Below are 22,657 nucleotides of genomic sequence, written 5' to 3'. Positions count from 1 at the left end.
AACACAATGACCGCCACGTTTTTTGCAAACGCCCGCCTGATTGATCCGGTGGCCCTGACCGACACACCTGGCGCGATCCTGGTTGAAGACGGTGTGATCAAGGCGGTCTATGACAGCCCCATCGCCGCGCCCAAATCTGCCAATGTCGTGGATTGCGGCGGCATGTGCCTTGCCCCCGGGATCATTGATATCGGTGTCAAAGTGTCCGAACCCGGTGAACGGCACAAGGAAAGCTTCCGCTCTGCGGGGCGCGCGGCAGCCGCAGGCGGGGTGACCACGATCGTCACACGCCCTGACACCAGCCCCGCGATCGACACGCCGGAAACGCTCGAATTCGTGGAACGGCGCGCACAACAGGACGCGCCTGTGCATGTCCTGCCAATGGCAGCCCTGACCAAAGGCCGCGAAGGGCGCGAGATGACCGAGATCGGCTTTTTGCAGGATGCAGGCGCCGTGGCCTTTACCGATTGCGACCGTGTCGTGACCAGCACCAAGGTTTTCAGCCGCGCACTTACCTATGCACGCTCGCTGGACGCGCTTGTGATCGGGCACATCCAAGACCCCGGATTGTCGGAAGGGGCCGCTGTCACATCCGGTAAATTCGCCTCGCTCCGCGGCTTGCCAGGGGTGAGCCCGATGGCCGAACGCATGGCGCTGGATCGTGACATCAGCCTGCTGGAAATGACCGGCGCGCGCTATCACGTAGACCAGATCACAACCGCTCGCGCCCTGCCCGCGCTGGAACGGGCCAAGCGCAACGGTCTGAAAATCACCGCCGGTATCGGGGTGCATCACCTGACGCTGAACGAACTGGATGTCGCGGACTACCGCACGTTCTTTAAGCTCAAACCGCCGCTGCGCAGTGAAGAAGACCGCATTGCTGTCGTCCAAGCCGTATCAGAGGGGCTGATCGATATCATCTGTTCGATGCACACCCCGCAGGACGAAGAAAGCAAACGTCTGCCCTTTGAAGAGGCCGCAAGCGGTGCCGTGGGCCTCGAGACACTTCTGCCCGCAGCCTTGCGCCTTTATCATGCGGAAATGATCACGCTGCCTAAGCTCTTCCGTGCGATGGCGCTGAACCCCGCCCGCCTTTTGGGACTGCCCGCAGGCAGGCTGATCGCCGATGCCCCTGCCGATCTGATCCTCTTTGATCCGGATGCACCATTCCAGCTTGACCGTGCCACCTTGTTGTCAAAATCCAAGAATACACCCTTTGACGGCGCACGTCTGCAAGGCCGCGTGCTGGGCACATGGGTCAGCGGCCACCGCATCTGGGAGAAATCGTAATGCCAACAATCGAAAGCGCTTATGTCGTTCTCTTGCTCTGGGCTGTCATCGGCTACCTTCTGGGATCAATCCCGGGGGGTATGATCTTTGCCAGGCTGATGAACCTCGGCAACCTGCGCGACATCGGGTCGGGCAATATCGGGGCCACGAATGTGCTGCGCACCGGCAACAAGAAAGCCGCCGCCCTGACATTGATCTTCGACGCCGCCAAGGGCGCGATCGTCGTGCTGGCCGCCCGCCAACTGGCCGGTGAGGACGCGGCCCAGCTTGGCGCGCTGATGGCTTTTCTCGGGCATTGCTTTCCGGTGTGGCTGCGTTTCAAGGGGGGCAAAGGTGTCGCCACCTATTTCGGTATTCTGCTGGCAGTTGACTGGCAGATCGGCCTGATCGCCTGCGTAATCTGGCTCGTTGTGGCGGCCTTGTCGCGCTATTCCTCGCTCGCTGCTTTGGTCACTGCGGGCTGGATCCCGCTTGTTGTCGGTTTCACCACCCCGGGCGAGATGTTCTTTCTCGCAGCGACCTTGTGTTTTCTGATCTACATCCGCCACTGGGGTAACATCCAGCGGCTGCGCAAAGGCACAGAGACAAAGATCGGGAAGAAGGCGCAAGCCTGACTGCCTGCGTGATATGTCACGCGATAATGGTGGTTATGACGTGAGCCTTGGCCGCAAAGGAGACTTTGCGGACAAGCAGGGACAGCGGTGGGCTTGTGGGCATAGCTGGGCATAGCTGCATTCGTTTCACACAAAAGCACCCCCACGGCATAATCGACCGTCAAAACGATCAGACAGCCAGCACTGTCTAATAGCTATACTCGGCGTAAATCCGTTTCAGATCACCGTTCCAATCGCCGTTGTAATGCGCCAAGAGCTCATCGGCGGGTGTCATGCCGCTTTCGACGCTTTCGTGCAGCGCATTCAGGAAATGGGTTTCATCGGCAATAAGGCCACCGGCGCCCGGTTTCGCGCGGGCCTTCAGACCTGCGTGCGAAATCGCAACAACCTCGCGCGCCAGATCATGCATATTGATCCCTTCAACCTGCGCCTGCAAACCGTCGACCGAGGCCGCCACACGCAGCGCTTCGCGTTGTTCGGCGGTCCAGTTCTTGCACAGATCCCACGCCGCATCCAAAGCGGTCTGGTCGTACATCAACCCGGTCCAGAACGCGGGCAAAGCACATAACCGCCGCCAGGGGCCCCCATCCGCGCCCCGCATTTCGATATACTGCTTTACGCGGGCCTCGGGGAACACGGTGGTCAGGTGATCCGCCCAGTCAGACAAGAGCGGCTTTTCACCCGGCAGCGCAGGCAACTCACCTTTCAGGAAATCGCGGAAAGACATGCCCAGCGCGTCGATATATTTGCCATCGCGATAGACAAAATACATCGGCACATCGAGAACCCACTGCACCCAAGCCTCAAAGCCGAAACCCTCTTCGAACACAAATGGCAACATGCCGGTGCGTGCCGCATCCAGATCGCGCCAGATGCGTGAACGCCATGATTTATGGCCATTAACCTTGCCCTCAAAGAACGGGGAGTTGGCAAAAAGGGCGCAGGCCACGGGCTGCAATGCCAAGGCCACGCGCATCTTTTGCACCATGTCGGCCTCGGAGCCGAAATCGAGGTTGACCTGCACGGTGCAGGTCCGACGCATCATCGCCGTCCCCATGGTGCCGACTTTTTCCATGTAATTGTTCATCAGCTTGTAGCGGCCCTTGGGCATCAGCGGCATCTGCTCATGCGTCCATTCAGGGGCGGCCCCAAGGCCGATAAACTTTACGCCAATCTCATCCGAGACGGATTTGACCTCGGCCAGATGGACATTCACCTCATCGCAGGTCTGGTGGATGGTTTCGAGCGGTGCACCGGACAATTCCAAGGCACCACCGGGCTCAAGGCTCACGTTGGCGCCATCTTTGGTCAGGCCGATGATCTTGCCATCTTCCTCGACACGGTCCCAGCCGAAACGGCCCTCAAGCCCCTCAAGCACCGCTTTGATCGACCGCTCACCCTCATAGGGCAGCGGAAGCAATGAATCCTGACAGAAGCCGAATTTCTCGTGCTCGGTGCCGATCCGCCAATCCTCTTTAGGTTTACACCCTTTGGACAGCACTTCGGCCAGTTGATCGTGATTCTCGATGGGGCCGCCGCCGGACTGAGGAATGGACATGAGGCAACGCTCCGCTGTTGATCAAGTGTTATCGGTGACCTGCACCAAGCTCGGTGTCAATGCAAGAGCGGCTTGACACGGCTCCATACCGTCACCCGCGCATCAGGTGTGTGTGAGAGCACATCCAGCACAGTGTTGGTTTTGATGTCGGGCAAGGCGGCAAAGACATCGAACAAACCTTCGGCCCCTGCCGCATTGACGGGAATGGCAAGCACCTGCCCGTCAATGCCCGTCAATATCCAGCTTGGGTCAGGGTGGCTTGTGGGGTCTATCTCGAGCTTGCTCAGATCACCCACATCCATCACGCCGCCATCAAGCGGGCCGAAATAGGCAAGGCGCCGTTCCCTGATCTGCACCACGCCAGCGCCATCCCCGTCCTGGGCAAAGCGCGCCCTTTGCAGGGCCGCGACGGCCCAACCAGCACCAAGAACGATAAAAATGATGCCAAGCCATTGGGTAATCCCGATCCCGGTCAGAGCCCACCAGATACCGAAGACCGCAAAACCAACAGCAAAGAGCACTTCGCGCCAGTGCCGGAAAAAGGCCCGCACTTCAGGGCGAAAGAAATCATCCATAGATCACCTGTGGTTCCTGATAGACCAGAATACGGAAATCGCCGGTGCGGCGAAACCCGATCGCTTCGTAGGCTTTGCATGCCTGCGGTGAGGCGGCAAAAAGACTGGCATTCTTTGTGCCCGAATCCCGCGCCTCGGCCAGATGCAGCGCGACGGCACGGCGCGCATGGCCGCAGGCACGCAGCGCGGGGGGCGTATAGACGCCGCCGATCTGTACCGCCTCGGGCAGGACTGCGTTGAACCCTGCCATCGCGACGGGGGTGTCGCCTTTATACAGCACACGGTGGGTATCCGCTTCGAGATAACCGACAATATCTTTGACGGCGGTCATGGCATTATCCTCACCCGGCATCGGCAGCACCTCTTCCAGATAGGCACGCCGCCAGCCAACCACCAGCGCGCGCGGCGCGTCTTTCAGGGGGACCAGACGAAATCCGGTGACATCGGGGATGACCAGATCATCCAGCGACAAAGCATAGAGCGGCTCAGCCTTATCCAGCCCCGGATCACCCGACAGTCCCAAGACTGTGCGCAGGTCAGCCACCTGTGGCGCGTCACCCAAAATCCCCTTCACACTATGCCCCAGCAAGACCACCTTCACATCCCCCCAAGGGCCGGTAGGGCATTGCGGGAACACCATGCCTTCTTCGGACATGCAGAGCACATCTACCAAAGCACCGGCCTGCCAGCGCAACCAGAACCGCATGGCACGCGGATGGCCGCCTGCCATGCCATAGCGGCGCAGGTTCGACAGCGGAAACATGGATGTCGTGATGTGCCGGGTCAGGAAAGCCTCAATTGCCGGACGGTCCGCGTCAACCGCAGGGATCATTGCCAGTCGCCCAGGGCCTGTTGCCAGACGGTCAACGCCGCCACCGCCGCCGTATCCGCACGCAGAATGCGCGGGCCGAGGCTGACAGGATGCGCAAAGGGCAAGGCACGCAGGCGGTCACGCTCGGCAGGGGAAAACCCGCCTTCGGGTCCGATCAGGATCGCCCAAGGGCCATGCATGTCAGGGAGCGCCACAGGATCGCCGATCAAGACTTCGTCACAAAACATCAACTGCCGCTCTGGCGGCCAGTCTTTGAGAATACGGTCCAGCTTTGCCAGGTCATCCACGGGCGGCACAAAAGTACCGCCACATTGCTCGGCGGCCTCAACGGCATGGGCCTGCAATTTATCCTGCCGGATACGATTGGCGCTTTGGGTGAAATCGGTTTGCACCGGACAAATCCGCGCAGCGCCCATCTCCACGGCTTTCTCAACGATAAAGGCTGTACGTTCCTTGCGGATCGGCGCAAACAGGAACCACAAATCAGGCGGATTTTGCTGTGGCTTCGTCTGGGCCGAACACAGAAGTATCCCACCCTTCTTGCCCGCCTTCACCACCTGCGCATCCCACTCGCCATCGGCCCCGTTGATCAATGACAGCACAGCACCCTCCTCCAGCCGCATCACCCCGAACAGGTAATGCGCCTGCTCGCGCGTCAGCGGAACCGTTTGCTCTTCCCCCAGAGCCTGATCTACATAAAGCCGAACCTTGGATGCCATGAGCGGACCATATGACCGAAAATTCCCAGATGCCAGAGCCGACCGGCATCGTTGCCGACGCCGTCAAAGACAATTGGGTGGACCGCCTAGCACCGCGCTTTAGCCGGCCCTACCTCCGGCTTAGCCGCGCTGACCGCCCGATCGGCACATGGTTGCTTTATCTGCCATGCCTTTGGGGTCTGTCGCTCGCGGTATTGGCGACGGACAGCTATGGCAGCCATGATCTTTGGACAATTGTCGGCTGCGGGATCGGGGCGTTTTTGATGCGCGGCGCGGGCTGCACGTGGAACGACATCACAGACCGCGATATTGACGGATCGGTTGCGCGCACACGGTCGCGGCCTATTCCTTCGGGTCAAGTGACAGTGCGCGGTGCGCTGATGTGGATGGTCGCACAGGCGTTGGTCGCCTTCCTGATCCTGATCACGTTTTACCCGACCGCAATCATTCTCGGCATACTCGCATTGGCACCGGTGGCGATCTATCCTTTCGCAAAGCGTTTCACATGGTGGCCGCAGGTCTTTCTTGGCATCGCGTTCAACTGGGGGGCCTTGCTGGCATGGGCCGCACATACCAATAGCATTGGCCCTGTCCCCATCGTGCTCTACTTCGCAGGTATCGCATGGACGCTGTTTTACGACACCATCTATGCCTTTCAGGACGCCGAAGATGACGCGCTCATCGGGGTGAAATCCACAGCGCGGCTATTCGGTGAAAACGCTCGCAAATGGCTGCGTTTCTTTCTGACCGTCACAATCGTGCTCTTTGGTCTGGCCGTCCTGCTTGCGGCTTCGGAACGGTCGGTCCTGTCGCTTGTTATCGCGATTGGCGGGCCTTGGGCGCTGGGATGGCACCTGACATGGCAACTCAGCCGCTTTGACCCTGATGACAACGACGGACTACTGCGGCTCTTCCGTTCAAACAGGAACGCCGGACTGATCCCTCTGCCGTTTTTCGCCATAGCCCTCCTGGTGTGATTGAACACCGCGGCGGCTGGGCCTATGCAGAGACCAAACGAGTAGTGGACCCAGATGCGCCTATCCGCCATTTTCATACGCCTGATTGTTTTCGCCGCCGCAGCCTTTCTGTCGGTCGCCGCCGCCCGCACAACGGTGTCGGTCGTCGAAGAGCGCTCTGTGCTGGCGGTGCAGGAAACCCTTGTAGATCAGGGCTACGAATGGGCTTCGGTGCTTGGTGACGGGCTACAGGTCATACTCGAGGGCGAGGCGCCGACAGAGGCCGTACGCTTTCGCGCCATCTCGGCGGCCGGCGGCATGGTCGATGCAAGCCGCGTCATCGACAACCTTTCGGTCGCCGATTCGGCGGTCATCCAACCACCGCAATTCGCAATTGAGATCTTGCGCAACAATGCCGGCGTATCACTGATCGGACTGATCCCTGCCACAACCGACCGCGAAGCGCTGGCCGAACGCATCACCGATATCGCCGATGGGCTGCCGGTCACGGATCTTCTTGAGGTCGCCGATTATCCAACGCCGCCGAACTGGCGCGCCGCAGTGAACTATGCCCTGCGGTCGCTCGAGATTCTGAACAAATCAAAGATATCCGTGAACGCGAACCGCGTGATCGTAAATGCGATCTCTGACAGCCCCGAAGAAAAGCGCCGCTTTGAAGTCGCACTGGCGCGCAACATGCCCGACGGGGTCCGCGTCTCGGTCGAGATCAGTGCGCCGCGGCCGGTCATTTCGCCTTTCACAACACGGTTTATCCTTGATGAGGAAGGCGCACGTTTTGATGCCTGTGCCGTTGACACCGAAGAGGCGCTGAGCCAGATCATGACCGCCGCGACCGCGGCCGGTTTTGCCGGGCAAGCGAACTGTGTTTTCGCACTCGGCGCTCCGTCACGCACATGGGGCGAGGCCGTCGCACAGTCTATAACTGCGGTAAAGAACATGGGCGGCGGCACGATCACTGTCTCTGACACGGACGTCACGCTCATCGCACCCGCAGGCACCGGACAAGCCACCTTTGACAATATTGTAGGCCGGCTGGAAAATTCGCTCCCGGATGCATTCGCCTTGACGGCTGAACTGCCTGATCTGCCCAGCGATGCGGTCGAGGAACTGCCCCAGTTCACGGCCACCCTCAGCCCCGAGGGTGAAGTGCAGCTGCGCGGGCGCGTGCCCGATGACATCACCAATACAGTTGTCGAGAATTTCGCCAGCGCCCGCTTTGCCCAGCGCAATATCACGATGGGAACACGGGTAGCCGAGGGCCTGCCTGCCGGCTGGTCGGTCCGCGTTCTTGCAGGGATCGAGGCGCTCTCGGAGCTTTCCAATGGCGCGGTGATCGTGGAGCCGGAAAATTTGACGGTCCGCGGCAATACCGGCAACGAGAATGCCAGCGCCGCAGTGTCGCGGCTGCTCATCGAAAAGCTCGGGCAGACCGCTGATTTCGATATCGACATCACCTATGTCAAAGAGCTTGACCCAATCGCGGGCCTGCCCACACCGGAAGAATGTATCGCGCAGATTATTGCTGTGACGGAGGGGCGCAAAATCACCTTTGACCCCGGTTCAGCCGACCTCACAGCCGATACGCAGCCTGTCGTGGACGATATTGCCGACATCCTGAAGAAATGCGGCGATCTGCGGATCAGGGTGTCCGGCTTTACTGACAGTCAGGGGCGCGAAGTGATGAACCAGCAGTTGTCCCAAGACCGCGCCGATGCGGTCCTGACAGCTTTGCGCGCACGTCGGGTGCCAGTCTCCACTTTCGAATCCATCGGTTTCGGCGAAGAAAACCCGATCGCCGATAACGATACCGAAGAAGGCCGCGAGGCAAACAGGCGTATCGAGTTCAGCCTGATCCTGCCTGAACCCCCCGCCGAAGACGTGTCGGTCCTGGATGAACTCGCAGAGGAATTGACCGGTGATGCCCCCGACGAAGAGGCGGCGACAGATACGGATGACAGCGCAGCAGAAAGCGAATAGACGAAGCCAATGAACAGAACAGAATTCATCATCGCAACGGCCGTCATTCTTTTTGTGGCCTTCGTTCTGGGGTGGTTTGCAAGCTGGCTGGTGAACCGCTTTACGCGCGTGACCAAGGCGGAAATCGGCGAATTGGACAAGATGGCGCAAGCGCTGCACGAAGCCGAGGAAACCCGCGATCAGGCGATCACCTATCTGCAACAGCGCGAAGCCGAGATCACCAACCAGCTCAGCCAGACCGAAGCCGAATTGCGCGCGGCTATGGACGGTTTGCGTGAAGCACGCCAGGAAGCCGAAGAACTGCGCGGCTATATTGAACGCAAAGAAGGCTAAAGACCGCTAGCGCGGGGCAGCGGCGCGTTTCAGGCGATCGTTGATCGCCTGCCCTAACCCATGATCCGGAATAGGTGAGACGGCAATCTTTTCTGCCCCCATTGCATCAAGTTGATGCAGACAGGCAAAAAGGCGCGCCGCCGCCTCGGTCAGATCGCCCGCAGCAGACAGGTTCAGATCCGCATCCACCGGACCAAACCCCAGCAGGACTTCGCCCTCTTCGGCGTAAGGTGCGTTTAAACGCACCTTACCGCGCGGCGCGTAATGTGATTCCAGTTGTCCGGGTGAGGTCGGCATGGCCGGATCAGCCGGACGCGCCAGAGGACGCCCCAAACAGGCCTCGAGCGCCTCGAGCGGAATGCCACCCGCTCGCAACAAAGCAGGTTCACCCACACAATTCACGATGGTTGATTCCACGCCGACCGGACAGGCGCCCCCATCCACGATGGCATCGATCCTGCCCCCCAGGCCAGCCGCAACATGGGCGGCAGTCGTCGGGCTGACACGCCCCGAGGGATTGGCCGATGGTGCGGCCACAGGGCCACCGAAACGCGCCAGCAACCCAAGCGCCACAGGATGGTCCGGAACCCTGACCCCCAAAGTCCCGAGCCCCGCTGTCACCAGTTGCGACACGCCCGCATCGGCGCGCAGTGGCAACACCAGCGTCAGCGCACCGGGCCAGAAGGCCTGTGCGAGCGCATAAGCTGTGTCGTTGAAAACGCAGTATTTCTCTGCGCCGGCAATATCTGCCACATGCACGATCAGCGGGTTAAAGCTCGGGCGGCCTTTGGCGGCAAAGATCTTCGCGACGGCCGTATTATTACGCGCATCGGCACCCAGTCCGTAGACCGTTTCGGTCGGAAAAGATACCAATCCCCCGCCCGCCAGCAGTGCCGCGGCTCTTTCCAATCCGGCAACATCCGGTTGGAGCATCAGGGATTGTTCATCGGTCATGACGTGGCGTTTTGGTTGATGGGTGGCCGCACTGCGATAGGGTAGCCGCATGCTTGATGCTTAGCCTGCACCCCGGCTTTTGCCAAGCGGCTGCATAATTTGGAGATGAAGCAATGCCTTATCGCGCACCTGTCAGCGATTTCCGTTTCTTGATGGATCATGTGGTCGGCTTTGATCAGGTTGCGGCAACAGATCACTTTGCCGAAGCCACCCCTGACATGACCCAAGCGATTCTCACCGAAGCCGCCAAGATGTCCGAAGATATTCTCGCTCCGCTCAACCGCGCAGGCGATCTGCACCCCGCCCGCCTCGAGAACGGTATCGTCCGCACGAGCCCCGGTTTTGCGGAAGGGTACGACGCAATCGCGACCGGTGGCTGGATCGGCATGTCCGCCAGCCAGGAGAATGGCGGCCTTGGCCTGCCCATGACCCTGACGACCACAGTCAATGAAATGCTTGCAGGCGCCTGCCTTGCCCTGCAACTCAGCCCGCTGATGACCCAGGGCCAGATCGAGGCGCTGGAACACCACGCCTCGGATGCGATCAAGGCCCTCTACATCCCCAAGCTGGTCTCGGGCGAATGGAACGGCACGATGAACCTGACGGAACCGCAGGCTGGGTCTGATGTGGGCGCGTTGCGGACCAAGGCCGAACCCAATGGTGACGGGACCTATGCGATCACCGGTCAGAAGATCTACATCAGCTGGGCCGACAATGATTTCACGCAGAACGTCTGCCACCTAGTGCTGGCACGCCTGCCCGATGGTGTGGCGGGCACCAAAGGCATCAGCTTGTTCATGGTTCCGAAACTGATCCCTGATGCAGATGGAAACCCCGGCACACCGAATGATCTGCGCGTGGTCAGCCTTGAACACAAAATGGGCCTGCACGGCTCGCCCACCGCGGTGATGGAATATTCCGGCGCCACGGGCTGGCTAGTGGGCGAAGAACACGGCGGCATGGCCGCGATGTTTACGATGATGAACAATGCGCGGCTGGGCGTCGCAACCCAAGGCGTCGGCATCGCCGAGGCGGCACTGCAACACGCCCTTGCCTATGCCCAAGACCGCAAACAGGGCAAAGCGCCCGGAAGCGGGGCGATCCTTGAGCACGCCGACGTGCGGCGCATGCTGACCACTATGAAGGCCGACACCTACGCCGCCCGCGCGATCACCTTGATGAACGCCGTGGCGATCGATATGGCACATGCCATCGGCAGCGCCGAATGGCAGGCGCGTGCTGCCTTCCTGACACCCATCAGCAAAGCATTCTGCACCGATGTGGGCTGCGAAGTTGCCGCGACCGGTATCCAAGTCCACGGCGGCATGGGCTTTATCGAGGAAACCGGCGCCGCCCAATACGCGCGCGACGTACGCGTTGCCACGATTTACGAGGGCACCAACGGCATTCAGGCCATGGACCTTGTGGCGCGCAAACTGATGGACGGGGGTGAGGCCGCATTCCGTATCCTCGAAGAAATCGAACAGGGGGCCGAAGCTGCCAAAGCGACCCATCCGCAACTGGCCGAAGCGGTCTGGCAAGCAGCAGAGAGCCTGCGAGAAACAACCGAATGGCTGGCCGCACAGGACGATCTGAACGCCCGCTTTGCAGGCGCCGTCCCCTATCTGCGTGCCTTTGCGCGGGTTCTTGGCGGACATGTGCATCTGGCAAGCGCAGTCGAAGGCGACGCCAGCCGCGCCCGCCTTGCAACCTTCTACATTAAACGTATGCTCCCCGAACACACAGGCCTTTTGGCACACACACGTGAAGGGGCAACCGATCTCATGGCCATCACCGCAGACGATCTTGCCGCATAATGCCTGACGACCAACGCGGCATCCGGTATCCCTTTCAGGATCCGCCCGCAGAGGGTGAGGCGATGACAGTCGCACCCGGTGTACTCTGGATGCGCCTGCCCCTGCCCATGAAACTGGATCACGTCAATGTCTACGCGCTGGACGACGGCGATAGCTGGACAGTGATCGACACGGGCTTTGCGTCCAAACGCGGGCGGGCAATCTGGGGCACATTGCTGGAAGGGCCGCTGGCTGGCAAACCTGTGGGACGCGTTGTTGTCACCCACCATCACCCCGATCACGTCGGGCTGGCGGCGTGGTTCATGGACCAAGGTGCAAGTCTCGCCATGCCGCGCACCGGATGGCTGATGGCGCGGATGCTGACGCTGGATGTGCAAGACGTGCCAAACGCGCAAGCGCTGCATTTTTACACCCGTGCAGGCATGGACCCCGCGGTGCTGGAAACCCGCAAAACCGAACGCCCCTTCAATTTTGCCGATTGCGTCGCTCCGCTACCCCTGGGCTACACCCGTCTTGTGGATGGCGACACAATCACAATGGGCGGGCGTACATGGGATATCCGCATGGGCGACGGCCACGCCCCCGAACATGCAACCTTCTGGAGCCGCGACGACAATCTGGTCATTGCAGGCGACCAGCTCCTGCCGTCAATCAGCCCGAACCTTGGTGTCTATCCCACAGAACCCGAGGCCGATCCCGTCACCGACTGGCTGACCTCCTGCGAGAAATTCCAGAGCGTGGCACAGACCGGTCACCTCGTGCTTGGTGGCCATAAACTGCCTTTCACGGGTCTGCCGACGCGGCTGGCGCAACTGATCGACAATCACCACGGCGCGCTAAAACGCCTGATGGAGCACCTGACAGAACCCCATAGCGCTGGCGAGTGTTTCATCCCGCTCTTCAAGCGCAACATCGGCGGGGGCGAATACGGTCTGGCCCTGGTCGAGGCGGTCGCCCACCTCAATCACCTGCACCAGGCGGGCCTTGTTACACGGCAACTGCGCGACGATGGCGCATGGGCATATCAGGCGGCCTAGGCCGCGACCAATCCGTCCAGCGTTTTTACCCCTGCGACCGTCATCGCACAGATCGTGTCGGTCGGAATGGCACTCCACCGTGCAGCAGTGCCACACAACGGCTCGGACGCGAGCGAACGTCCGCCATTATCCAATACACCCGAGGCATAAAGCGACGGTGCGTTGCCCGCAGTCGCATGACGAAACGCAAAAAGCGTTTCACCATCGGAGAAAACACACGTGATCTTGATAGGGCCATCATCACCCGCAGGTCCGATTTGCGCGAGCGTCGCGCGCATCGCTGCAGCCGGATCAGCCTCGAGCCCGTTTGCCAGCAGAGTGAAGAAAATCATCTCGCTGTCAGTTGTACCCTGCATCGCCTCAAACAGATGATCGGGGAGTGCCGCCAGCATTCGGCGCCGGATGGTTCTGAAATGCGGGATCTGGCCGTTGTGGCAGAAGGACCATTTACCGAACTTGAACGGATGGCAGTTCGCACGGCTGGTCTCGCCCACAGTGGACGCACGGATATGCGCGATAAAGAGGCGCGAATGCACCATGCGGCACAGGTTTGTCAGGTTCTCATCCGCCCACGCCGGCAGGACATCACGGTAAAGACCGGGAGCAGTGTCCGCGCCATACCAGCTGATCCCGAAGCCGTCACCGTTCACTGTCAGCTTGGCTTCATTCGCATGCTGGCTTTGCGCCAGCAACGAATGGGCAGGACGCACAATGATGTTTTCAAGCGGAATTTCAGGGCCGGTATAGGCCGCGATACGGCACATATCAGTGGCGGCTTTCAATCCGGGCGTGAAGGCGCTTGAGAATGCGGCTTGCGGTGGTCTCACACAGCGCAGGCACAATCGCATGGACCAAAGCGGCAAGCGCTGCGGTACCCAACCAGAACGCAAAGCCGAAAGCAAAACGCATGTGCTGGAAATAGGTCTCATCCACGGTGGCAGGGTGGTCCAAGAAAAGGGCGGCGAGCGGGTTCTTGCGGGATGTGCTGTGCGATGCGTCAGACATGAGAGCGGGTTCCTTCTTTGCTTTATGGCAAATTATCGAAGTCCTGCTGCACATTGATCCCAAACGTGATTGCCAATTATATCAATATTGGGATAAAATCCCAATTATGGGCCATTCACTAGACACTATAGACCGCGCAATTCTGCGGATCATTCAAACTGATGCAACGTTATCGGTCGATGACGTCAGCGATGCTGTGAACCTGTCGCGCAACGCCTGTTGGCGGCGGATCAAAGCGCTCGAGCAGTCGGGTGTTATCAAAGGCCGTGTTGCATTGGTCAATCCCGCCAGCGTGGGGGTGCCACTCACCGCAATGGTCCTGATCCGCACGAACGCCCATGATGCGGATTGGATGAAGCGCTTTCAAGTGACGCTACATAGCTTTCCGGAAGTCGTCGGCGCCTACCGGATGACGGGCGATCTTGATTATGTCTTGCGTGTCCGCGTCGCCGACGTCCCGGCCTATGACGCCTTCTACAAACGGCTGACCTCGCGGATTTCTGTCTCGGATATCTCGGCCAGTTTCGTTATGGAGGAGATCAAGGAAACAACCGCGGTGCCACTATGACCAAGACTACCATGGAAATTGAAACCTCGGCTGAAATGCTGGAAGATGACATTCTGCCAAAATGCCGCGAAATCCACACCAACCCTGACGCCAGACCAGTGACCGGGGACAACGCGCCCAAAGCACTCAAAACCCCCAATGCCCCCAAAAGCGCGGCACAATGGGCTTATGAGCGCATCATTATGTATATCCAGAACTTTGAAGCGCAACTGGACAACGATCACGAGGTCGGACTGGGCCTTGCGGGCGGCAACACCGGTGTGATCAAGATCGAGGGCTTGGGGTATTATGACCCCGATATCGTGACTTACTACGGCATCGACAACAGTGGCGCACGCACCCAGTTGATCCAACATGTCAGCCAGCTGAATGTGACCTTGGTAGCCAGCCCGAAACACAGTGACCAGCCCGAACCCACACGGATCGGGTTTCAACTGGCCACAGCTTTGGATAACGACGCGGATGTGACGACCTGACCGCGTGACAGCGCGAAATGAATCGGCTATGCGAATGACAAATCAAAGTTTGAAGGAACCGGACCATGGCTGAACACAAGCACGGCGAAATGGATATCACTACTCAGGAAAAAACCTTTGAAGGTTTCATGAGCATGACAACCAAGGCGACGATCGGCATTATCGTTTTCCTGATCTTCCTCGCGCTCATCGCGGTCTAATCTGCCGTGAACCGGCGCGGCTTTCTAATCGGCCTGCCACTGGCGCTTTCAGCCTGCACCGCGCAAGAGGTGTGGGCCCCTGATGATGTTGTGACGCGGGCCATCCACCGCAAGCCCGGCAGTAAATATCTGACCCTTTACACAATGAAGAACGTGGGCTCCGACAACGGCGCCCATAGCGCGTTGCTCATAAACGCAAGCCAGCGCGTGCTCTTCGACCCTGCGGGATCGTTCAAGCAAGACGTGATGCCCGAACGCAATGACGTCCTTTTCGGCGTTACCCCGCGGCTGGAAAAATTCTATGTCAGCTTCCACGCGCGTGAGACTTACTATGTCGTCGGGCAAACGGTGAATGTTGCACCAGAGGTGGCAGAACAGGCCCTGAACCTCGCGCTTGTCTCCGGCCCTGTCCCGCAAGCAAACTGCGCCCGTGTTACCTCGCGGATACTGCGGCAGCTTCCGGGCTTCGAAGGGATCCGCCAGACTTGGGGGCCAAACCGGATCGAGGAAGACTTCGCAAAACTTCCCGGTGTCACCACGCTCGAATATCGCGAAAACGACGCTGACGACAAAACACTTGCTTTGGAAGAGATCACAGCCATCCTCAGAGGACAGCAGTAATCCCCATCGCAGCGTAAAGCGTCAAAGCGCCAGCGAAGATGGCCCATAGCACGTTGCGTGACCAAAGCCCGACCGCAACAGTCGCCATCGCCGCCAGCATCCGCACCGGATCAAATTGCCCGTCAGTCGCCGTCGGCCACAGCACCAAAGGCGCCACCATCGCGGGCAGAACCGCAACAGGCGTATACCGCAGCAGGCGCAGCACAAACTGCGGCATCGGACGGTCACCGATCAGACCCAGGAATGAAAACCGGATCAGAAAGGTGCCGATCCCCATAACCCCGATAATTGTCCAGATTTCAGCCGCTGAATAATTCATTGCGCACGCTTCTCTAGCCAAACTTCGACCAATGCGCCCGTCAGCATCGCCGCCCCCGCCGCGATCAACAGGCCTGTGCCGGAAGGCAACCCCACCAGTAACAACCCCACTGACACCGATACCGCCGCTGCCGCAGCATGCGCCAGCGATTTCACCATGGGTGCAACCAACGCCAAGAACATGATGGGCATAATGAAATCAAGCGCCCAAGCATCCGAGATCGACTTGCCGGCCACAACGCCGACATATGTCATCAAGAACCACAGCGGCGTGATCGGCGTGGCCGCCCCGATAAAATAGGCGAACCGTTCGGGCACAGTCATTGCAGGGCGCGCCTCATAGCGCGAGATCGATAAAAGATAGGGCTGATCGAAGTTCAGATAGGCGACACAGGCCCGCTGCCACAAAGGGGCCGCCCCCAGATGGGGCACCAGTGATGCCGAATACATCGCCATCCGCAGGTTCACCGCCAGCGCCGCCAGCAAAACAAAGGCAATGCTCGCGTTTTCAACCATCATCTGCAGGGCCGCAAACTGCGACGCCCCTGCAATGACCAGCACAGAAAAACCCATGACCTGTGCCAGGGTCAGGCCCGCATCAGTGGCAACAACTCCAAACACCATGGCAAAAGGTGCGGCGACCAGAATGAATGGCGCACCATCGCGCAGCCCGGCCCAATAGGCCGAAGTTGCAGGTGTTTTCATGGTAGAAGTCGTCATGGCTTTGCCCTAGCCTCACGCGGGTTACATCTGCCTTTACCCATGCGCACAGGAAATGACAATTGGCACAGAACCGCGATACCTCTGGCTACCTGATTGCCCCTGATCCGGGTGCTGCGCGCCTGACGCGCGCTGTCACCGGCACGGATCAGACAGGGGCAACCGTTGCACTGAACGTGGTTGAGGAACGCCCGCTGACGATCTTTCTCAATTCCCGGGAAATTGTCACCGCCATGACGATCGGTGACTATCCCGCCTATCTGGCACTTGGTTTTCTACGCAATCAGGGCATGCTGCGCGCGGATGATGTGATTACCGGTGTGGACTACGACGAAGAGCTTGAAACCGTCGTGGTCCGTACCGAGGCGCAAACCAGCTTTGAAGACAAACTCAAGAAAAAGACCCGCACCAGCGGTTGCGCTGTCGGCACGGTCTTCGGTGACATGATGGAAGGGATTGAAGGTGTCACGCTGCCACCTGTCCAGATCCGCACATCCGATCTTTACGCGCTTGCCGCACAGATCAACCGCACCCCCTCACTCTATCTCGAAGCAGGCGCAATCCACGGCACGATCCTGTGTCAGGACAACCGCCCGCTGGTCTATATGGAGGATGTGGGCCGCCACAACGCCGTCGATAAAATCGCAGGCTGGATGCTCTCCGAAGGGGTCAGCGCTGCTGACAAAATCCTCTACACCACAGGCCGGCTGACATCCGAGATGGTGATCAAAACCGCGATGATGGGTATTCCTGTCCTCGCCTCCCGCTCCGGTTTCACCGCGTGGGGGGTTGAGATCGCCAACCAGATCGGCCTGACGCTGATCGGGCGCATGAAAGGGCAACGTTTTGTCTGCCTCTCGGGCGAAGAGCGCCTGATCCGTGACGCAGACCCCGCCCTTATCGCCGACGAACCCCGCAAAATGGGACGCAAGGCAAGCACATGACCCCTGCATCAACTTGCCAAATACACTCCCGCCGGAGGCTTCAACAGACAACCTATACGCAGGTTTCCCGATGAAGCACCCCCTCGGCGTCATTCTCGCAGGCGGCCAGGCCACACGCATGGGTGGGGGCGACAAGGGGCTGCTGCCTTTGGGCAGCGGGACGATCCTGTCGCATGTGATCGACCGACTGGAACCGCAGGTCGCAGGCCTCGCCCTGAACGCCAACGGCGATCCCGCACGCTTTGCCCACCTAAACCTGCCGGTGATCGCTGACAGCATCGACGGGTTCGCAGGCCCCCTCTCGGGAGTGCTCGCGGGGCTGGACTGGGCCGCCGCGCAAGGGGCCAGCCATATCGTGACCGCCGCGGCTGACACACCTTTCTTTCCGTGCGATCTGGTGCCGCGCCTGTTGCAAGCCGCCGAAGATGCAGGCACGCAAATCGCCCTGTCCCGCACGCCGGATGGCCGCCACCCGACCTTCGGGCTCTGGCCCACCGCTCTGCGCGATGACCTGCGCGCGGCCCTCAATGACGGGTTGCGCAAGGTCGTGTTGTGGACAGATCAACACGGCTGCGCGACCGCCGCATTCCCCGACGATGCTGCCTTTTTTAACGTCAATACCCCTCAGGACCTCGTAAAAGCGGAACATATGCTATGAAAATCTACGGCGTCACGGGCTATAAGAACGCAGGAAAAACCGGCCTTATGGAACGACTGGTGACCGAAATCACAAGCCGCGGCTTCACCGTCTCGACCCTGAAACATGCGCACCACAGCTTTGATGTCGATCACCCCGGCAAAGACAGCTTTCGCCACCGCCATGCAGGTGCGCATCAAGTGCTTCTTTCATCAGCAACCCGCTGGGCCCTTATGACGGAATTGCGCGACAATGACGAAGTCCCGCTTGCTGATCTTCTGGCAAAACTCGACCCTGTCGATCTGATTTTGGTCGAAGGTTACAAACGCGACTCCCACCCCAAAATCGAGGCCTACCGCGCCGAGAACAAGCACCCCGTTCTTGCCCAAGATGACCCCACCGTCCGCGCAGTCGCGAGCGATTGCGCACTCGACGTGACGCAACCACGCTTTGATCTGAACGATACCAAAGCCATCGCCGATTTCATCCTCTCCGAGGTCGGCCTGTGATCTTCGACACCTTCCTTATGGTCGACTGGTCTGGCGGCAATGACCGCGGGGCGACCCCGAAGAAAGACGCCATCTGGGTCTGTGCTGCGCGCGACGGCATGGCCGAGCCCCCCCTTTACATGCGCAACCGCCACGTTGCCGAAGAATGGATCACCGATTTTCTGAAAGCTGAAACAAAGGCTGGCCGCCGCGTCTTTGCCGGTTTTGACTTTGCCTTTGGCTATCCTTCAGGTTTCGGCAGAACCCTGATCGGCACCGATGATCCTTTCGCAATTTGGGACTGGTTCGCCGCGCGCGTGCAGGACGACCCCAAATCCAACAACCGCTTTGATCTGGCCGGGGAAATCAACGCGCAATTCCCCGGCACGGGCCCCTTCTGGGGCAATGGGTTGCAACGCGATATTCCGCATCTGCCGCGTAAAGGATTGGCACGCGACAGCCACGGTATGCCTGAGAAACGCAAAGCCGAGGAGCAGGCCAAAGGCGCATTCCCCGTCTGGCAGCTTTCAGGTGCGGGGGCGGTAGGCAGTCAGGTGATCATGGGATTGCCCATGCTCGCCCGCCTGCGCAAAACCTTTGACGATGCGCTCACCACTTGGCCGTTCGAACCGCTCTCGACACCCATCGCGCTGGTCGAAATCTGGCCATCGCTGATCGCAAAAAACATCGCCGCAACCCAGCCCGAGGGCCAGATCAAGGACGCCCGCCAAGTGCAGGTCATGGCAGAAACGCTCTCGGCGATGCCCGCCGAAAACCTTGCCCAGTTGCTTGATGTCCCCACCAACACAGAAGGCTGGATTCTCGGTCTGGGCCATGAAGCGCTGCTGACACAGGGGCCTCTTCCACCCCCGCTGAAGAACGACTGCTTTGCGATGCCGCAAGGCGCGCATTGGACACCTGTCGAAACGGCCCTCGACCATTTGCGCCATGAGCTGTCCTGCGTCACAGGCACACGGAACATCCCCCTCAAAGACGCGGCCAACTGCATTCTGGCGGCGGACGTCACCGCCGCGCGCGCGCATCCGCCCGCCCCAAATGCCGCCGTTGACGGCTATGGTTTTGCTGGCCCCGCGCCCGAAGGCATCAACCGTCTACCCTTAGTGCAGGGCCGCGCTGCCGCAGGCGCGCCATTTGCCGGAAACGTCCCCGCAGATCACGCGATCCGTATTCTGACAGGGGCGAACCTGCCGCAAGGCGTCGACACCGTGGTGCTGCAAGAAGACGTCAGCGCGACCACCTCACATGTCAGCTTTCACGGCCCAATCAAACAGGGCGCGAATGCGCGCAAAGCAGGTGAGGATATGCAGGCGGGGCAGGTCATTCTGCATGCAGGACGCAAGCTGACCGCAGCAGACCTTGGCACGATGGCCGCTGCTGGTGTGGACAAGCTCCGCGTCTATCAGAAACTGCGGGTCGGTATCCTCTCGACCGGTGACGAGTTACGCAATCCCGGCGACGCGGTGACGGACGGGCAGATCTTCGATGCAAACCGCCCCATGCTTTCGGCTTTGGTCGGTCAATGGGGCTACGATGTTATCGACCTTGGCCGCGCCCCCGACAACCGCGACCGCCTGCGCGTTATCCTCGATGATGCCGCCAGGCGCTGCGATGTGATCGTGTCATCCGGCGGCGCATCGGCGGGGGATGAAGACCATATGTCTGCCCTTCTCAAAGACACAGGGTCCTTCGCGCTTTGGCGGATCGCTATGAAACCCGGACGCCCGCTTGCGATGGGACAATGGCAGAGCAAGCCCGTCTTCGGCCTGCCCGGTAATCCGGTCGCGGCAATGGTTTGCGCGCTGGTCTTTGTCGCGCCTGCTCTGCGGGTTCTGGCAGGTGGCACATGGCAAACCCCCGCGCGCTATATGGTGCCCGCCGGTTTCACCAAATCCAAAAAGGAAGGCCGTCGTGAATACCTGCGCGCGCGGATCGAAAACGGCGCCGCTGTGGTTTTTCCCTCCGAAGGATCAGGCCGCGTATCCGGGCTAAGCTGGGCAACAGGGCTTGTGGAACTTGACGATCCGGCGCAAAAGGTCGCACCCGGTGATCCGGTCGCCTTTCTTCCATTCCATAGTTTTGATGCATGAAAATTACTGTCGGCATACCGGAAAAAGACCGCGAGGAAGCGGCTTCCCTCTACTGGGATGCTTTTGGTGAAAAACTGGGTTTTACAATGGGACCCAAGTATCAGGCCTTGATATTTGTGCGCGCGGTTCTGCGGCCGGATCATGGCATCTGCGCCCATGACGACAACGGACGGCTGTTGGGCATTGCGGGGTTCAAAACCGCGCAAGGGGCTTTGGTCGGTGGTGATTTCAGCGACCTGCGCAGGGTCTATGGCTGGGTCAGTGCCGCTATTCGCTGCTCACTCCTGTCCCTGCTGGAACGCGACACCGAGAACGAACGCTTCTTGATGGACGGCCTTTTTGTCGCCCCCGAAGCGCGTGGGATGGGTGTGGGCACCGCGCTGCTTGATGCAATCGTGGATGAGGCTAGGCGCCGCGGTTTTGATCAGGTCAGACTGGATGTGGTCGACACCAATCCGCGCGCCAAGGCGCTTTACCGGCACGTGGGGTTCAAAGAGGTCAAGACCGTGAGGATCGGCCTATTGCGGCATATCTTTGGCTTCAGCGCCTCAACGACGATGGTCCGCGACGTCTAGCCCGCACCAATCAAAGCACCGGCCCCAAAGACCAGGGCACCACCCAGAACCACCTGAAAAATGGCCTTCAGCCAAGGTGTCTGCATATAGCGGTTCTGGATCCAGGCAATCGCCCAAAGCTCGACAAAAACAACCATCAAGGCAATGATCGTGGCGGTCCAGAAATCGGTGATGAGGTAGGGCAAAGCATGGCCCAGACCACCGATAGTGGTCATCACACCTGCCGCCAGACCGCGCTTATAGGGCGATCCGCGGCCCGAAATCTGGCCGTCATCCGAAGCGGCTTCCGTAAATCCCATCGAGATGCCGGCACCCACCGATGCCGCCAGACCGACAAGGAAGGTGGTCCATGTGTCTTGGGTCGCGAAAGCCACCGCAAAGATCGGCGCAAGGGTCGATACCGAGCCATCCATCAAACCGGCAAGCCCCGGCTGCACCCACGTCAGCACGAACTGCCTGTGGGCCGCCGTTTCTTCCTCTGACTTGGTGTCGCCTGCAAGATGCGCCTCCGCCAACTCCTGGGCTTTGTCCGAATGGCCTGCTTCCGCCGCCGCGAGATCACCCAAGAGTTTACGCGTCGCCGCATCGGTTGTCGCAGCAGCAGCCGCCAGATAGAACCGCTCCGCGTCACGCTCCATCTGGGCGGCTTCATCGCGGATGCGTTCAAGCCCGAGGTTTTCGACCAGCCAGACCGGACGGCGGGCATAGAACCCCGAAACATGTTCGCGGCGGATCAGCGGGATCACTTCGCCAAAACGGCTGCGGTGCAAATCAATCAGCCGCTGGCGATGGCCATCCTCTTCTTTGGCCATACCGTCAAAGATGGCCGCTGAGGCGGGGTATTCCGCACGAAGCCGTTCAGCATAGCCACGATAGATACGGGCATCATCTTCTTCCGATGAAATCGCCAGCGCCAGAACCTCTTGCTCTGACAGTTCGCTAAAGCGGCGGCGGTAACCGAATGCCTGCAGCATGAGTCTGATCCTTTCTTAGAATAATTCTAAGTTATGATCTCTAGCGGAAATCTCAAGCAAAAAAATAAACTAAATCGTTCAGCTTACACCTTGCAATCTGAACTGATCGGTTTAGATAAGTGTCACGAACAGAAACAAGCAGGACCCAGCCATGTCTCGTCTCTTCTTTATCCTGATCGCCGCAGGCATCGCTGTTGCTGCGGGCGCCGTGTCTGCCCAGTCGACGCAGACGGATACATCGACGCAAACCCAAACGTCTCAACCCTCACCTGAGACGACCAAAGGCTGTGCCAACCTTGGCACGCTTTCCAGCGAAACTTGCACCCTGCTGGGCAAGTAG

The 22,657-nt window shown here is 59.7% G+C and carries 27 protein-coding genes; 17 read left to right on the top strand and 10 right to left on the bottom strand.

The window, feature by feature from the left end:
- Positions 1–6 precede the first annotated feature (6 nt).
- Together pyrC and plsY are read left to right on the top strand one after the other, a co-directional pair.
- Positions 7–1,290, top strand: coding sequence for a dihydroorotase (gene pyrC, locus C7964_RS10480; RefSeq protein WP_110280228.1), 1,284 nt, complete (start codon positions 7–9; stop codon positions 1,288–1,290).
- Positions 1,290–1,904: a glycerol-3-phosphate 1-O-acyltransferase PlsY gene (gene plsY, locus C7964_RS10475; RefSeq protein WP_110279627.1), complete on the top strand. Its 615-nt coding sequence runs from the start codon at positions 1,290–1,292 to the stop codon at positions 1,902–1,904. The genes pyrC and plsY overlap by 1 nt, the downstream gene beginning before the upstream one ends.
- A 187-nt stretch (positions 1,905–2,091) precedes the next feature.
- Here plsY and C7964_RS10470 read toward each other — a convergent pair whose 3' ends face one another.
- The 4 genes from C7964_RS10470 to C7964_RS10455 are packed head-to-tail and all read right to left on the bottom strand — an operon-like array spanning position 2,092 to position 5,588.
- Positions 2,092–3,462, bottom strand: a complete 1,371-nt coding sequence (locus C7964_RS10470) for a glutamate--cysteine ligase (protein WP_110279626.1) — start codon at positions 3,460–3,462, stop codon at positions 2,092–2,094.
- A 56-nt stretch (positions 3,463–3,518) separates the two neighbouring features.
- Positions 3,519–4,037, bottom strand: a complete 519-nt coding sequence (locus C7964_RS10465) for a hypothetical protein (protein ID WP_110279625.1) — start codon at positions 4,035–4,037, stop codon at positions 3,519–3,521.
- Complete coding sequence (locus tag C7964_RS10460) at positions 4,030–4,869, bottom strand: GNAT family N-acetyltransferase (protein ID WP_110279624.1); 840 nt, start codon at positions 4,867–4,869, stop codon at positions 4,030–4,032. The genes C7964_RS10465 and C7964_RS10460 overlap by 8 nt, the downstream gene beginning before the upstream one ends.
- Positions 4,866–5,588, bottom strand: a complete 723-nt coding sequence (locus tag C7964_RS10455) for a 16S rRNA (uracil(1498)-N(3))-methyltransferase (RefSeq protein ID WP_110279623.1) — start codon at positions 5,586–5,588, stop codon at positions 4,866–4,868. Before C7964_RS10455 ends, C7964_RS10460 begins: the two co-directional genes overlap by 4 nt.
- 11 nt (positions 5,589–5,599) lie before the next feature.
- Between C7964_RS10455 and ubiA the strand changes: the two genes are divergently transcribed.
- Genes ubiA through C7964_RS10440 form a run of 3 tightly spaced genes read left to right on the top strand, consistent with a single transcriptional unit; the run spans position 5,600 to position 8,875 of the window.
- Positions 5,600–6,565, top strand: coding sequence for a 4-hydroxybenzoate octaprenyltransferase (gene ubiA, locus C7964_RS10450; protein WP_110279622.1), 966 nt, complete (start codon positions 5,600–5,602; stop codon positions 6,563–6,565).
- 54 nt (positions 6,566–6,619) lie between these two features.
- Complete coding sequence (locus C7964_RS10445; RefSeq protein ID WP_110279621.1) at positions 6,620–8,542, top strand: OmpA family protein; 1,923 nt, start codon at positions 6,620–6,622, stop codon at positions 8,540–8,542.
- A gap of 9 nt (positions 8,543–8,551) precedes the next feature.
- Positions 8,552–8,875 (top strand): hypothetical protein, encoded by a 324-nt coding sequence (locus C7964_RS10440; protein WP_055293595.1) that lies wholly within the window; start codon positions 8,552–8,554, stop codon positions 8,873–8,875.
- A 6-nt stretch (positions 8,876–8,881) separates the two neighbouring features.
- Here the strand turns inward: C7964_RS10440 and C7964_RS10435 are convergent, their stop codons facing one another.
- Entirely contained in the window at positions 8,882–9,829 is a 948-nt protein-coding gene (locus tag C7964_RS10435) for an L-threonylcarbamoyladenylate synthase (RefSeq protein WP_110279620.1), read from the bottom strand.
- Between the two features lie 113 nt (positions 9,830–9,942).
- On the opposite strand from C7964_RS10435, the gene C7964_RS10430 reads away from it, so the two are divergent.
- Both C7964_RS10430 and C7964_RS10425 read left to right on the top strand, forming a co-directional pair.
- On the top strand, positions 9,943–11,646 hold the full coding sequence (locus tag C7964_RS10430) for an acyl-CoA dehydrogenase (protein ID WP_110279619.1): 1,704 nt from the start codon (positions 9,943–9,945) through the stop codon (positions 11,644–11,646).
- Positions 11,646–12,683: an MBL fold metallo-hydrolase gene (locus C7964_RS10425; protein ID WP_110279618.1), complete on the top strand. Its 1,038-nt coding sequence runs from the start codon at positions 11,646–11,648 to the stop codon at positions 12,681–12,683. The genes C7964_RS10430 and C7964_RS10425 overlap by 1 nt, the downstream gene beginning before the upstream one ends.
- Here the strand turns inward: C7964_RS10425 and C7964_RS10420 are convergent.
- Positions 12,680–13,447 carry a class II glutamine amidotransferase gene (locus C7964_RS10420; protein WP_110279617.1) on the bottom strand — a complete coding sequence of 256 codons (768 nt, stop codon included), beginning with the start codon at positions 13,445–13,447 and terminating at the stop codon, positions 12,680–12,682. The two genes, C7964_RS10425 and C7964_RS10420, sit on opposite strands and share 4 nt — an antisense overlap.
- Before the next feature lies 1 nt (position 13,448).
- Positions 13,449–13,688, bottom strand: coding sequence for a DUF6356 family protein (locus tag C7964_RS10415; RefSeq protein ID WP_110279616.1), 240 nt, complete (start codon positions 13,686–13,688; stop codon positions 13,449–13,451).
- Positions 13,689–13,794: 106 nt separating this feature from the next.
- Between C7964_RS10415 and C7964_RS10410 the strand changes: the two genes are divergently transcribed.
- From C7964_RS10410 to C7964_RS10395, 4 genes are all read left to right on the top strand, one after another.
- Positions 13,795–14,256 (top strand): Lrp/AsnC family transcriptional regulator, encoded by a 462-nt coding sequence (locus C7964_RS10410; protein WP_110280227.1) that lies wholly within the window; start codon positions 13,795–13,797, stop codon positions 14,254–14,256.
- Positions 14,253–14,732, top strand: coding sequence for a DUF6173 family protein (locus C7964_RS10405; protein WP_110279615.1), 480 nt, complete (start codon positions 14,253–14,255; stop codon positions 14,730–14,732). The genes C7964_RS10410 and C7964_RS10405 overlap by 4 nt, the downstream gene beginning before the upstream one ends.
- 65 nt (positions 14,733–14,797) lie before the next feature.
- A complete protein-coding gene (locus C7964_RS10400; protein ID WP_110279614.1) occupies positions 14,798–14,932 on the top strand; it encodes an aa3-type cytochrome c oxidase subunit IV in 135 nt (44 codons plus the stop codon).
- 6 nt (positions 14,933–14,938) lie between these two features.
- Positions 14,939–15,553 (top strand): hypothetical protein, encoded by a 615-nt coding sequence (locus C7964_RS10395; RefSeq protein ID WP_110279613.1) that lies wholly within the window; start codon positions 14,939–14,941, stop codon positions 15,551–15,553.
- Here the strand turns inward: C7964_RS10395 and C7964_RS10390 are convergent.
- Positions 15,537–15,872 carry an AzlD domain-containing protein gene (locus tag C7964_RS10390; RefSeq protein WP_110279612.1) on the bottom strand — a complete coding sequence of 112 codons (336 nt, stop codon included), beginning with the start codon at positions 15,870–15,872 and terminating at the stop codon, positions 15,537–15,539. The genes C7964_RS10395 and C7964_RS10390 overlap by 17 nt on opposite strands.
- On the bottom strand, positions 15,869–16,591 hold the full coding sequence (locus C7964_RS10385) for an AzlC family ABC transporter permease (RefSeq protein ID WP_110279611.1): 723 nt from the start codon (positions 16,589–16,591) through the stop codon (positions 15,869–15,871). The genes C7964_RS10390 and C7964_RS10385 overlap by 4 nt, the downstream gene beginning before the upstream one ends.
- A gap of 62 nt (positions 16,592–16,653) precedes the next feature.
- Here C7964_RS10385 and C7964_RS10380 point away from each other — a divergent pair, with 62 nt between their 5' ends.
- The 5 genes from C7964_RS10380 (at position 16,654) to C7964_RS10360 (ending at position 21,343) form a co-directional block, all read left to right on the top strand.
- On the top strand, positions 16,654–17,535 hold the full coding sequence (locus tag C7964_RS10380) for a formate dehydrogenase accessory sulfurtransferase FdhD (protein ID WP_110279610.1): 882 nt from the start codon (positions 16,654–16,656) through the stop codon (positions 17,533–17,535).
- Between the two features lie 70 nt (positions 17,536–17,605).
- Entirely contained in the window at positions 17,606–18,193 is a 588-nt protein-coding gene (mobA, locus tag C7964_RS10375) for a molybdenum cofactor guanylyltransferase MobA (protein ID WP_110279609.1), read from the top strand.
- The gene (gene mobB, locus C7964_RS10370) at positions 18,190–18,681 is read left to right on the top strand and encodes a molybdopterin-guanine dinucleotide biosynthesis protein B (RefSeq protein WP_110279608.1); all 492 of its coding nucleotides are present in this window, start codon (positions 18,190–18,192) and stop codon (positions 18,679–18,681) included. Before mobA ends, mobB begins: the two co-directional genes overlap by 4 nt.
- Before the next feature lie 17 nt (positions 18,682–18,698).
- A complete protein-coding gene (locus C7964_RS10365) occupies positions 18,699–20,768 on the top strand; it encodes a molybdenum cofactor synthesis domain-containing protein (RefSeq protein WP_181417185.1) in 2,070 nt (689 codons plus the stop codon).
- Positions 20,765–21,343 (top strand): GNAT family N-acetyltransferase, encoded by a 579-nt coding sequence (locus C7964_RS10360; RefSeq protein ID WP_110279606.1) that lies wholly within the window; start codon positions 20,765–20,767, stop codon positions 21,341–21,343. The genes C7964_RS10365 and C7964_RS10360 overlap by 4 nt, the downstream gene beginning before the upstream one ends.
- On the opposite strand, the gene mbfA is transcribed toward C7964_RS10360, so the two are convergent.
- Positions 21,340–22,317, bottom strand: a complete 978-nt coding sequence (mbfA, locus tag C7964_RS10355) for an iron exporter MbfA (protein WP_110279605.1) — start codon at positions 22,315–22,317, stop codon at positions 21,340–21,342. The two genes, C7964_RS10360 and mbfA, sit on opposite strands and share 4 nt — an antisense overlap.
- Before the next feature lie 151 nt (positions 22,318–22,468).
- On the opposite strand from mbfA, the gene C7964_RS10350 reads away from it, so the two are divergent.
- The gene (locus C7964_RS10350) at positions 22,469–22,657 is read left to right on the top strand and encodes a hypothetical protein (protein WP_055293561.1); all 189 of its coding nucleotides are present in this window, start codon (positions 22,469–22,471) and stop codon (positions 22,655–22,657) included.

Source organism: Loktanella sp. PT4BL, from assembly GCF_003201935.1.
Classification (GTDB): domain Bacteria; phylum Pseudomonadota; class Alphaproteobacteria; order Rhodobacterales; family Rhodobacteraceae; genus Yoonia.
Note: the sequence above shows the minus strand (reverse complement) of the source record. Positions and strands in the feature narration are given on the sequence as shown.